The organism is Litchfieldia alkalitelluris, from assembly GCF_002153425.1.
Taxonomy (GTDB): domain Bacteria; phylum Bacillota; class Bacilli; order Bacillales; family Salisediminibacteriaceae; genus Evansella; species Evansella alkalicola.
Map to the genome: position 1 here is coordinate 1,971,832 of NZ_KZ119600.1, position 12,924 is coordinate 1,984,755.

11 protein-coding genes are annotated in these 12,924 nt (G+C 37.2%); 3 read left to right on the forward strand and 8 right to left on the reverse strand.

The features are described 5' to 3' along the window. The first annotated feature begins 34 nt into the window (after positions 1-34). Entirely contained in the window at positions 35-1,918 is a 1,884-nt protein-coding gene (gene htpG, locus BW724_RS09380; RefSeq protein ID WP_417891466.1) for a molecular chaperone HtpG, read from the forward strand. Between the two features lie 75 nt (positions 1,919-1,993). On the opposite strand, the gene BW724_RS09385 is transcribed toward htpG, so the two are convergent. Then, positions 1,994-3,292 carry an MFS transporter gene (locus tag BW724_RS09385; RefSeq protein WP_235848933.1) on the reverse strand — a complete coding sequence of 433 codons (1,299 nt, stop codon included), beginning with the start codon at positions 3,290-3,292 and terminating at the stop codon, positions 1,994-1,996. Positions 3,293-3,430: 138 nt separating this feature from the next. Continuing rightward, positions 3,431-4,162 (reverse strand): glycerophosphodiester phosphodiesterase, encoded by a 732-nt coding sequence (locus BW724_RS09390; protein ID WP_088074977.1) that lies wholly within the window; start codon positions 4,160-4,162, stop codon positions 3,431-3,433. A 308-nt stretch (positions 4,163-4,470) separates the two neighbouring features. On the opposite strand from BW724_RS09390, the gene BW724_RS09395 reads away from it, so the two are divergent. After that, positions 4,471-6,933, forward strand: coding sequence for a heavy metal translocating P-type ATPase (locus BW724_RS09395; RefSeq protein ID WP_088074978.1), 2,463 nt, complete (start codon positions 4,471-4,473; stop codon positions 6,931-6,933). Positions 6,934-7,074: 141 nt separating this feature from the next. On the opposite strand, the gene BW724_RS09400 is transcribed toward BW724_RS09395, so the two are convergent. Then, positions 7,075-8,244 (reverse strand): DUF4236 domain-containing protein, encoded by a 1,170-nt coding sequence (locus BW724_RS09400; RefSeq protein ID WP_088074979.1) that lies wholly within the window; start codon positions 8,242-8,244, stop codon positions 7,075-7,077. Between the two features lie 64 nt (positions 8,245-8,308). Continuing rightward, positions 8,309-8,764 (reverse strand): cyclic-di-AMP-binding protein CbpB, encoded by a 456-nt coding sequence (cbpB, locus tag BW724_RS09405; protein WP_088074980.1) that lies wholly within the window; start codon positions 8,762-8,764, stop codon positions 8,309-8,311. A gap of 198 nt (positions 8,765-8,962) precedes the next feature. Between cbpB and BW724_RS09410 the strand changes: the two genes are divergently transcribed. Next, positions 8,963-9,208 (forward strand): hypothetical protein, encoded by a 246-nt coding sequence (locus BW724_RS09410; protein WP_088074981.1) that lies wholly within the window; start codon positions 8,963-8,965, stop codon positions 9,206-9,208. A gap of 34 nt (positions 9,209-9,242) precedes the next feature. Here the strand turns inward: BW724_RS09410 and BW724_RS09415 are convergent, their stop codons facing one another. The 4 genes from BW724_RS09415 to BW724_RS09430 all read right to left on the reverse strand — a co-directional run bounded on the left by BW724_RS09415 (position 9,243) and on the right by BW724_RS09430 (position 12,881). Next, on the reverse strand, positions 9,243-10,052 hold the full coding sequence (locus BW724_RS09415; protein WP_235848934.1) for a divergent polysaccharide deacetylase family protein: 810 nt from the start codon (positions 10,050-10,052) through the stop codon (positions 9,243-9,245). Between the two features lie 116 nt (positions 10,053-10,168). Then, positions 10,169-10,474 carry a MerR family DNA-binding transcriptional regulator gene (locus tag BW724_RS09420; protein ID WP_088074982.1) on the reverse strand — a complete coding sequence of 102 codons (306 nt, stop codon included), beginning with the start codon at positions 10,472-10,474 and terminating at the stop codon, positions 10,169-10,171. 126 nt (positions 10,475-10,600) lie between these two features. Beyond that, complete coding sequence (locus BW724_RS09425) at positions 10,601-11,428, reverse strand: ion transporter (protein ID WP_088074983.1); 828 nt, start codon at positions 11,426-11,428, stop codon at positions 10,601-10,603. A 139-nt stretch (positions 11,429-11,567) separates the two neighbouring features. Continuing rightward, complete coding sequence (locus tag BW724_RS09430; RefSeq protein ID WP_088074984.1) at positions 11,568-12,881, reverse strand: phytoene desaturase family protein; 1,314 nt, start codon at positions 12,879-12,881, stop codon at positions 11,568-11,570. Between the last annotated feature and the right edge of the window lie 43 nt (positions 12,882-12,924).

Sequence of the window (12,924 nt, forward strand, 5' to 3'; positions counted from 1 at the left end):
AATATAGTTTTAATCAGTGAAAGGAGCGGTTTTAATGGCAACAAAAATGGAATTTAAAGCAGAATCGAAACGACTGCTGGAGATGATGATTAACTCGATCTATACGCATCGAGAGATTTTTCTAAGGGAGCTCATTTCTAACGCTAGTGATGCGATTGATAAGATTTACTATAAAGCGTTGACAGATGACTCCATATCCTTTGATAAAGATAGCTACTACATAAAGATAACTGCAAATAAGGATACAAGGACACTACAGATAAGTGATACTGGTATCGGAATGACAAAAGAAGAATTAGAGAATAACCTTGGGGTCATTGCTAAAAGTGGTTCTTTAGCATTTAAAAATGAAACAGAGCTAAAGGATGGACATGATATTATTGGACAATTCGGAGTAGGCTTTTATTCTGCTTTTATGGTCGCTGATAGTGTGACAGTCATCAGTAGGGCCCTTGGGAGCGACACTGCTTACAAATGGGAGTCTGAAGGTACTGATGGTTACACGATTGAACCTTGCGAAAAAGATGCTGTAGGAACAGATATTTACTTAAAGATTAAAGAAAACACAGAAGATGAAAAGTTTGAGGAGTATTTAGAGGAGTATCGATTAAAAAGTATCGTGAAAAAGTACTCTGATTTTATCCGGTACCCAATTAAGATGGAGGTTACTACTCAAAAACCAAATGATGATAATGATGAAGATCTTGTTGAAGTGAAAGAAGAACAGACCATTAACAGTATGGTGCCAATTTGGCGAAAAAATAAGAATGAGCTTACTGACGATGACTATAATAATTTTTATCAGGAAAAACATTATGGTTTTGACAAGCCATTAAAGCATATTCACTTAAGTGTAGATGGCATGCTGCGATACAATGCTATTCTTTATATTCCAGAAAATGCTCCTTACGATTATTATACGAAGGAGTTTGAGAAGGGATTGGAGTTGTATTCTAGTGGTGTCCTAATCATGGAGAAGTGTTCAGATTTATTGCCTGACTACTTTAGTTTTGTAAAGGGAATGGTAGATTCTGAAGACCTATCATTAAACATATCACGTGAGATGCTGCAGCAGGATCGTCAACTAAAGATGATTGCGAAAAATATAAAGAATAAGATCAAGAGCGAGCTCCAAAGTTTATTAAAGGACGAGCGTGAGAAATACGAGAAATTTTATAATGCTTTTGGAAGTCAACTTAAATATGGCGTGTATAGTGACTTTGGTGCAAACAAAGACGATTTAAAAGATTTACTCATGTTCTATTCATCCAAAGAGAAGAAACTTGTTACATTGAAAGAATATGTAGAGAGAATGCCTGAGGAACAGAAATTTATTTACTACGCAACTGGTGATTCCTATGACCGTATTGAGAAGCTTCCGCAAACGGAGGTTGTTGCAGAGAAGGGATATGAAATCTTGTATTTCACAGATGATGTGGACGAGTTTGCGATCCGCATGTTGATGGCCTATGAGGAGAAGGAATTTAAGTCTGTGTCTAGCGGTGACTTAGGAATTGAGATGGACGAGAAAGAAGAGAAGGCAGAGACAGAAGAGAAGGATAATAAAGAGCTCTTTGACCACATGAAAAACTTACTCTCTGGAAAAGTAAAAGAGGTTCGTCCTTCTAAAAGGCTGAAAAATCATCCTGTTTGTCTCGCGGCCGACGGAGAAATCTCGATTGAAATGGAAAAAGTGCTTAAGGCAATGCCAGATAACCAAAACATCCAAGCTGATAAAGTACTAGAAATAAATCCAAATCATGAGGTATTTTCTTCCCTTAAAAACGCATTTGAAAACGACAAAGAAAAACTTGATCTATATACGAACCTCCTATATAATCAAGCCCTGTTAATTGAGGGTTTACCTGTGGAAGACCCGGTGGACTTTACGAATGGGATTTGTAAGATTATGAAGTAAATAAAACGTGCTAGGTTTCCCTATTGGAATCGCCTAGCACGTTTTTGATGTTTTAATGAACGATTGATTTGTGATTTACACGGAGTAATTATTTGTATTCGAAGGAGGCTCAGTTTTATTCTTACGAATAATGATACTTCCTTTTCTCAGGAAATAAAAGGCAATGAAGAAACTCAATGCAGCACCGTAGAAAAGGGAAGGATGTGATATTATATCCATGAACAACCCTAACAGTCCTGGTGCAACGATGGAAGAAGCCATCGAGAACAAATAATATAAGCCTGTAAAATACCCTATTTTATTTTTACCACCTAGATCCGCAACAAGGGGATAAGCCTGGACATTAATAAAGGACCAAGCAATACCTCCTGTAAAAAGAACAATTTGTAATAATAGAATTTGGTTAATGCCAGGGAAAAGATTACTCAGTAAAGGTAGTGAAGGAATACTAATAAAAATAAGCGGCAACAAAATTAACCCAGTTAGCATCATAGGTGCTTTCCCCATTTTACTTCCTAACAATCCTGCTGGAATAGCAAATATAACAAATGCAAGGCTAAAAAAACCGAGAGTAAATCCTGCAGCGCTTTCGTCCATTCTTAAGTGTTCTACAGCGTATACTGTAAACTGCGCTTCTACGCCTGCGTATCCTATAAAGTATAGAAAAATTGCTATCAGGATGAACAAATGCCCCCTAAATTGTTGGTGCTTAAGCTTCCCAATGCCTTTGATAAAGGAAGTTGCTGCTTTTGCTTCTTCTGTATCTTCTTTCAAACTCTCTACATACGGAGGTTTTCTATCAACCGTAAAGTAGAGAAGGATAAATGAAAAGAATAGTAGAAGACCTGCGATTAGAAAGGGGTATGATCGATCAATACCATAAAGGTGGGACAAACCAAAAAGAGCGATGATGGCTCCGATTCCACCCATAAGATTGATGACCCCGTTTGCTGTAGAACGTTTCTCTGGAGGTGTATGATCTGGCATTAATGCAATGACAGGCGCACGGTAAATAGTCATTGCCAGTAGGAAAATAATGTCTATAACAAGGAGAATCCAAAGTGCAGTAGTAGCCCCATATGGTATGAGTATAAAAAATAGGGCAGCGACAGGCATTCCGATTACAATAAAAGGGAGCCTATTACCAATTTTCGTATCAATTTTATCCGACCAGGCCCCAATGACAGGTATTAATAATACTGCCAGCAGGTTATCTAAACCCATTATAGCTCCCCTGATTGCCCTGCTTTCAATATAGTCGCCAAGAATTAACGGCATATAAGCATTGTAAAACGTCCAAATTAGCATTAGTGCAAAGAAACCACTACCGATGACGAGTATTTTCCCATATGAAAAGGATTTGTCTTTAATCACTTGAACACCTCCATATATTAAATTTATTTTTTAATTAATGATTACCAATAAATAGGCCTGTTGGAACAAATTATGTTTTACTCCCTTTTCCGTTGGTGACTCACAAGCTTCACAGGCTTCTCGTACCTGTTTACAATGTTAGAGGCTGTCCCGTACTTTTAATGCTTTTTCGGGCCAGTCTGTAATAATTGCACTAGATCCACCTTTCATTAATGAAAGCATATGTTTTTCTTCGTTAACTGGAAATGGTCGGACGGGCATTTCCGCCTTAGCTGCACCTTGAAATAATTCTGGAACAGCTACTGGTAAATAGCAGTGTAACCCTTTTGCATTGACCGTTTTTGCATATTTCCATGGTTCATATAGACCCTCCATAAACAGAATGGCTGTTTCGACGGCTGGGTCTAATCTATTAACCTCGACTAAGCTGTAATGATTAAAGGAAGAGATGATAACACGATCCTTTAGCTTGAAGGAAGAGATAGCATCCAGTACTATTTTTTCAATACTGGGGTACCGCACAACTCCACTTTTTAATTCAATGTTTATAAGGAGTGGTGTATTAGTAATCCATTCTAGCACTTCTTCAAGGGAAGGGATGGTAGCATCTGTAAACTTAGGATCGAACCAGCTTCCTGCATCTAATTTCTTCAGTTCATTTAGGGTAAAGTCCTTTACCCACCCCTCACCGTTCGTTGTACGGTTAACAGTTTCGTCATGTATGATAACTGGAATGCCGTCCTGCGTCAGTTGTACATCTAATTCAATACCATCAGCACCTGCTAATAAAGCAGCTTCAAATGCGTCCATTGTATTTTCCGGGTGTGTCCCAGCAGAACCTCTGTGTGCAAAAATTTGTGTGTTATTCAAAGCATAGTCACCTCATATTTTTTCAGAATGTTAATACTATTCGTTTGAAATTGCTAAAATCCTTTAATAATGAAGACATTAACAAAAGATTTACAAGAAAAGTTATGGAGAAGAAGATGGGATCGCCAACAAGGAATGTGTATTTTAATGTTAGTTAAATTTATTTAAATTATTTCTTACATATGATATAGTATTATTAATACAATACCCCATAAAGGTATATATAAATGATGAGAGAAAACACTATATTTAATATAGGGTGAATTGAATTGGTTTTATCATACCCTAGACCAATGGAGGTTTTTGAAATGGCTAATACGAAAGAGACCTTTTCAATAAAAGGGATGACTTGTGCATCCTGTGTGATGAGAGTGGAAAAGGTTGTTCAGAAGCTTGATGGTGTTGAGTCAGTTAGTGTAAACTTAGCGACTAATCAGGCACAAGTAGAATTTGACCCTGAAGCAGTTAATGAACAGGATATCGAGAGTAGGATTAATAAAATTGGTTTTGAAGCAAAAGTGAAAAAAGCTTCAACCCAAAAGAAGTATTTATTCTCTGTAAAGGGAATGACTTGTGCTTCGTGTGTAAACAGGGTAGAAAAAGTTATTAAAAAAGTAGAAGGTGTAGAGAATGCTACAGTCAACTTAGCATCTAATCAGGCGCAGGTTGAAGTGAATGATCCAGTGTTTGATACACAAAAAATTGTTGATAAAGTAACAAAGCTAGGGTATGAAACGACCCTCTTAGAGGCATCAAATCAAGAAGCTGATGAAGATGAACAGGAAAAGGAAATAACTAAGTTAAAGCGCGATTTTACTTTTGCTACAATTGTTACAACAATCGTTTTAATTGGAAGTATTCCACATATGATGCCCGGGTGGGGTACCTGGGTACCAGGGTTTTTATCCAATGCTTTTTTCTTATTACTTCTTACGACCTATGTTCAGTTAGTTCCGGGGTGGCGTTTTTATAGTAATAGCTATAAAGTGTTGCGAAACAAATCTGCAGATATGAACGTATTAGTAGCTATGGGGACGACTTCAGCCTGGCTATACAGTGGAGCGATGACACTTTTTCCAGATACGTTAACGTCCATGGGTTTTCCTTATCAGTTGTATTATGATGTGACTACAGTGATAACAACACTCATTCTTTTGGGGCGTTATTTTGAAGCAAAAGCAAAAGGAAAAAGCTCTACTGCAATAAAAAAGCTGATGAGTTTACAGGCAAAAACAGCTCGTGTATTGAGAGAAGGGGAAGAATTAGATATACCAATTGATCAAGTTGCCTTAGGAGATGAAATTATTGTCAGGCCAGGTGAACGGATACCTGTGGATGGTATTATTTTAAAAGGTAGTTCAACTGTTGATGAATCAATGTTGACTGGTGAATCTATCCCTGTCGAAAAAAACGTGGATGATCAAGTGATAGGGGCAACGATTAATAAATCAGGTAGCTTTCGATTCAAGGCTACTAAAGTAGGAAAAGAAACGGCCCTTGCCCAAATCATTCGTCTTGTTAATGAAGCACAAGGCTCTAAAGCACCGATTCAACGAATAGTAGACGTTATTTCCGCTTATTTTGTACCTGCAGTAGTAATCATTGCAACATTATCTGCGGTAATATGGTATTTTATAGGTCCAGAACCACCCTTTATTTTTGCCTTAACTACATTTATTGCTGTTTTAATTATCGCATGCCCATGTGCCCTTGGTCTTGCAACTCCAACAGCAATTATGGTTGGAACTGAAAAAGGTGCAGAAAACGGCGTGTTAATTAAAGATGCATCAAGCCTCGAAAAAGCACATAAAACGACGACTGTCGTCCTAGACAAAACAGGTACGATAACGGAAGGAAAGCCAAAACTAACAAACATCGTTAATCTAGGATCCCATTCAGAGGACGAATTGTTGTCGATGGCTGCATCAGTAGAAACAGCCTCCGAGCACCCACTTGGGGAAGCAATAGTGCAGGCTGCAAAAGGGAAGGGTTTAAAGCTGGCGGAGCCAGATTCCTTTAACTCAATTACTGGTCATGGAATTGAGGCAGTTTTAGAGGGGAGAAGTGTCTTAATTGGGAATTTAAAGTTAATGAGTGAAAGAAATATTAAGCTCGAAGGTGTAAATGTGGAAGCTGAGAAACTAGCAAATGATGGCAAGACACCAATGTATATTTCAGTGGAAGGTGTTATAGAAGGTATATTAGCTGTAGCAGATACGGTGAAAAAGGATTCTATTAAAGCCGTAGAAGAAATGAAAAAGCTCGGGATAGAAGTCGTAATGATTACAGGGGACCACTATAAGACTGCAGAGGCAATTGCCCGTCAAACTGGTGTAGACCGTTTTATTGCAGAGGTTTTACCAGAAGACAAAGCCAAGGAAGTAAAGCAACTACAGAATGAAGGGAAAGTGGTCGCTATGGTAGGGGACGGTATCAATGATGCCCCGGCCCTTGCACAAGCTGATGTAGGTGTGGCTATAGGCACAGGGACCGATGTGGCGATGGAAACAGCGAATATCACTCTGATGCGTGGTGATATTATGAGCGTTGTTACAGCATTGCGTTTATCAAAAGCTACGATGAGAATGATTTGGCAAAACCTTGGTTGGGCCTTTGGGTACAATATTATTTTGATTCCAGTTGCTGCAGGTATGCTTTATCCTTTCTTTGGTATCTTATTAAACCCAATGCTTGCAGGAGCTGCGATGGCATTTAGCTCAGTATCAGTGGTACTCAATACGTTGAGACTAAGAAAATTCAAGACAATATAAGAAATGCACAAGCGTCTTGGAAAGGGTCCGCCTATAGCAGTTCGAGTATTCAAATAAAAATTACTAGAAAAAAGAGAAAGGCTGCCCGAAAATATAATTTTAGGCAGTCTCTTGTTTTGTATCGAGCTAATAAACGTGTTTTTAATCTATTGCTTTAGGTTTATACGGTTCAATTTCTTTGAAGATATATGTCTTTGTAGCATTTAACCTTGGTTCAAAATGATCAAAAGCTTTAATGGGGTGAACTTTTTCCATATTCAAATGATAAAGTGTATCCCTGTCCACCTTGAGACTATAGATATATTGATCCTTTTCGTGTCCAGTAGAATCATCAAGAATCTGATTATAACCTGATATCGTTGTTTTATTTACTGTAGGGAGGTATGCGAGGAAGAAGCTGGCTAAATATAATGCAGTCCCTCCAACTAGTAAAGCATAATGTTCACGGTGATCTCTTTGTGTTTTTTGTTCTACTTTTAATTTACCACTTTTCAAAACACGAGCTTTTTCATCTGGCACTTCATCTATTGTTGGGAGGTCTATATCAATATACACTTCCTCACTAGACATAACTTTAAAATCTATGTCTGTCTCAAGTGGGAAATCAAGTTCTTCTAGGTAGAGACTCACCCAATCTTCCATTGCGTTGGTATCACCAAATTCAGCCTTTCTAGCTAAGTCATAACGTAATTTCTTTTCTTCTTGAAAGGCGCGTTGTTTTTCTTCATATGCACTCATACTTTCTTTATATAGAGCTTGTGTTTCTGTTTCAACGGTATTTAAAAATTCCTTTTTATTTTTTGGAAATAATACTTTTATCTTTTCAACAAAAGAAAGTTTACTTTTTTTCCTTTCAAGTAAATCAGACTTCATTGTATCTTTAGAGGGTGGAGTTAAATCAAAGTTGAATGTTTTATCCACCAAAGCTGTGAGTGAATTTACTGGCTGAAATAATTGCTTATGAAGAACAAGAAGTCGGTTTGTTTCTTCATTTATCAACTTGGCATCATCTTCTGCTAGTGCTAATAATTCTTCTCTTTGTTCTATTTTTAGTTGTCTTTCTTCTTCTTTCCGTTGAGATGAATAAGAGGGTGTCATTTGGGAGGTTCTACCGTATTTTTTGTCTTTTGTATCAATTCTTGTACGATATGAAAGGCCACTACCTGGAACTCCTACATTTCCATGTAATCCTCTTTTACCAGCAGTAAAGGAAGCGCCACGACGTCCTATAGAAGTACTTACACCACTTTTACTTAAATTGAGACGGATTCCGGGAGCTACGCGAACCCGCTTTTGGAATCGAAAACTCATTTAATATTCCTCCTTAAGTCCATATAAAATGTGCCGCTTCCAAACGGAGGCAGCACACGGTTGTTTAGTTCCTTTGTTTTTTCTTTAACTCATGGAAGTGTCCATTTAAATAGGCTAATAGTTTACTACGTGTAATGATGCCCAAAAATGCCTCTTCCATGTCCTCAACACAAATAAATGGGTGATTAATAGAATAAGATAATACACGTTCTAGCTTTTCATTGTTTTTTACACGTGCGATGGAAGTAGTCATGACATCAGATACTAATGTGTTCTGTAGCCGTTCAGGTTCCATACGCTCTAAACCAATAATAGAATCCAAAATTTGTGCCTTACTAATTAATCCTTGAAGTTTAAATTGTGTATCTAAAACTGGAATTGAAGTATAGCCAGATTTTACTAGAATTAATAATGCATGTTCTAAAGAATTATCAGGCTGGACGTGAGCTACCTCATCGATGGAAATCATAAAAGTCGTGATGGGTACTTCTAAGATGCTCGATTCATCAATTTTTTGCATTTGCATGCACACTTTCTTTTTGAGATTTGTTTTTTAAAAAACAATAAAATGTTTCCCATTACTATGTTAGTCGGTAACAGGGAAATTGTCAACGATTCTTGAAAACGCTTACAAATATTTCTGTAAAATATATTTTTATAGTTTGTCCATCGTTTATGATGACTTGTGTCCACCCATACTAATGATGAGGTGAAAAATATGCACAGTAAACAAACTGTAAAATATATTTGTGAGCGCTATCCCTCTGGCAATTGTTATTATTTTAAAATGGAAATGATTACTCATGATTCGTGGGAGGATATAAACTCACTTCAATGGGGAAGGAAACGTCCTATTACTAAGGCAACGTTTGAAAAGAGGAAGAAAGAGGGGTATCGTATTGTTGAAGAATACATTGAAAAATATCCGGCCAAAATTATTCCCTTTAAAAAGCCAGTAAGCTAATGGGTGAGGGCGTCAGTATTGACACCCTCTGATTTCATTCTTGCCAAAATGTATCAGGCTTTTTTTCAATTTCTGTTTCTAATAAGTGGGATACAGGTACAATAGATATATTTTTCTTTTCTAAATAAGGGAGTGCATCGTTTATACCATTAAAGGTGTTTTTACCCTTAATTCCAACATGACCAATTGCTATTGCTTCTCCGTAATTCTCTGCCATATTACAGAGCATGAGCATTTGTTTATATACATGTTCACGAGAGGAAAAGGAGTCATCTAAGAAGGAATCTCTTACTGCATATGGTACATTTAATTCAGTCGCTAACTCTGGTATCACTGATTTTCCACTAGTACCACTGTCAATAATGTAGAAGTCGTGCTCTTTCGCTACTTCAAGTATTGCCCTCATTATACGTTCATCTTCTACTATTTTTGATCCCATATGATTGTTAATTCCCTTTGCATGTGGAACATTTTCTATTGCTTTTTCCACACGTTTTTTCACTTCTTCCGTATCTAAATCTGATGTAATGGGAAGTGGTCCTAACCAAGATTTTTTACCTCGCTTTGGTTCTAAGGGGAGATGAATCATTACTTCTAACCCTTGTTCGTAGGCGAGTTCGGCTTGCTCCGTTGAACTTTCTAAAAAGGGCATTATTGCAAGGGTAATGGGAATGTCAGACTCGAAAAACTGCCTTACACCCCCAGTCTTTCCGCCAAAGTCATCAATGATGATTGCAACTTTTCCATTATTGTCTAGAATCTCTTCGGCTTCTGCGTTTACTAGGACATTCTGTGCGGTCATCATGATTATCATTAGACATATTATTTTTGCTGAAACTCTCACTATGTGTCACCTCTGTGAAAATGATGTTATAAAAAACCGTTATAGAGTAGTATGTCTCAAGTTTTAGTTCACATGAGGATAAAATAAAAAAGCCTTAACAATAGTAGTTAAAGGCTTTATTTACGCATTTTGAACGCTGCATTTAACTGACCACGAAGCATCTTGTCACGAACGTCAGCTTTCTTAAGTTTGCGCATTTCTTCTTTTCTGATCTCAAAGGTTTGCATACCATCTTCTATTTTGTTTGCAATATCAACAAGTCTTTCCACATCACCAAAGGAGTATTTTCGTGTCCCGCCCTTGCTTCGATCAGGAAAGATGAGTTTTCGTTCTTCATAATATCTTATTTTTCTTTCTGAAAGTCCAGTTAATTCACTAACAATCCCTATACCTATAACTTTTTTATCTTTATATGACGTCAAGAGGAATCCCTACCTTCAGTTGTTCGTTTGTAGTTACTATATCATGTCATGTTACATTTGTTTTCAGATTTGTCAGATAATCTAACAAACTTATGAAAGGGATTCTAACTAGAGGTAATCAAAGGATTAACTTTTTTGATTTATTTGCTTTTCAAGTAAACTCTTAAGCTCTTTCATTTCCTCACGAAGGGCTAAAACTTCTTGGTGCGTATGTTCAGCTGTTTTTTCTTCTTCCTCTGCCTCTGTTTTTTCCACATTATTAACAATAACCCCAATAAACAAGTTGAAGACTACAAAAGTACCTACTAGTACGAATGCAACGAAATAAACCCATGACCAAGGAAGGATTGCTAAAATTGGCCGCATTACATCACTTGCCCAGGATTCTAAAGTGACTACTTGAAAGAGCGTCAGTAATGACAATTGAAGGGACCCAAAATACTCTGGTGCCACTTCTCGAAAAAGGACGGTACCTGTAACTGCAAAGATGTAAAAAATAATACTCATCAACAACATAATATTTCCAAGGGCTGGAATAGTCATCAGTAAAGCATCTACTAAGCGGCGAAGGGAAGGGATGACAGATACTGCTCGGAAAACACGTAATACACGTAATATTCTTAAAACAGTAATAAAGTGGGCTCCTGCAAAAAGGTGACCTGCTGAAACAATCAGAAAATCAAACCAATTCCAAGGATTATTAAAGAAGTCCCTAATCCGATTTAATGCAAGTAAACGTAATAAAATTTCAATTGTAAAAATCCAAAGTAAAATAATATCAATACGAAAAAAAAGTGTTTTGTAGTTATCGTAAATCGTAGGATATGTTTCAAGTCCAACAATAACGGCATTAAACATAATGAGTGTAATGATTGTTCTAGTAAAATAAGGGTGGTCCACAAGTACTTGTATTTTTTTCTTCCATGTTGGTATATTTTGAGTGTGTGTTGTCATGACTAAGCCTCCAAACCTTCTGTTCACCTATATTATTCTACTAAAAACTTTTAAAACAAGAAACAAATAAACCTCCGTATTTACGGAGGTTTACTTTACGAATTTTGCTGCCGATGACCAAGGCGCTTCCGCTTTTCAATTAAGCGCCTCTTCTTGCTGCTTCTTCTTCTAATATCCGCTGGCAAACTTTGTATGAACTTGAGAAAGAGAGCTCAGATAATTGACCTTCTCCTTGGCACCAGTCACCAGCGAAATGTACGTTGGGTAGTTGTGGGAAGGATGTCGGTAATCCACGCTGATGCATCGTCCATTTAATTGCCTGCACGACAGCGACCTTTGAAACTCTAGGGATAACAAGGTGTTTACGCCAGCCTGGATAATGCTTATCGTAAAAATCTTCAATTCTTTCCTTTAAACGTTCGTGTTCTTTAGGATCATTTATCTCATTTGATTTTAAATATGCGATCGCTTGTAATAATTGTCCTCCAGGTGGGGCTGCTTCCATATCATAATATGAAATATCAGAAATGAAAATTTGTCGATCCTTATCAAAAATATACGTATAAGGAGACTCAATCCGCTTTTTCAAACCAATATCATAAAACATCACATAGGTTGGCTCGTAATCTGTGTAACCTTCTAGCTCTGAATTAATAGCAGACTCTTGGAAAAGTCTTTTTAATTCTTCTGGAGGAATTGCAAAGATGAATTGCTTCGCCATAAAAGTAGTCTTTTTAGTATGCACGGCTGTCACTTTATCGTCCACTATTGTAACAGACTCTACGCTATTCTTTGTGTAGATTTCTCCTTTGTTACTTTCTATCACATGTACAAATTGTTCCACGAGCTTTTTCCAACCACCTTGGATGTAACTCACTGGAATGTTTGTCTTAAAAAGGCGTCGGTAATATCCAAAAAAGACATCTGAAGGAATTTTTTCAGGCTCGCCTGTAAAAAAGTTTGACGATGCTAAATTTAACATCATTTCTTTTACTGCAGGACTCACTTTTTTTCGATCTAACCACTGCTTAATGGAGACATTTGGGTCTCCCTTTTCAAAGCCTATCATTGTAAATAAAATGTGGTATGCGAATCGGAATTTATCCATACCTTTTAGTAGTTTTGTTTGTAATAAGCCACCAATATTAGATGGAACAACAGAAACCTCTTCGCCTAAATCATATTTCGCTTTCATTTGCGTAAAGTCAGACCAATACAGTTTTAAACCGAGATCTTGTTCCATTCTTGTGAGATAGGACTGATCTCGGCCGTATATGGCATGGGCACCAAAGTTAAATTGAAAACCTTTCATATTTATTGTCATGGCACGTCCGCCTAGTTTGCCCCGCTCTATAAGAGCTACTTTTTTTCCTTGATCAGAAAGCATAGCAGCTGCTGATATACCGGCTAAGCCACCCCCGACGATAACAACGTCGTATTGGCTTTTTTTCATATTCATACCTCCTGGGCAGAATGCAGATTATAGATTAAGTAAT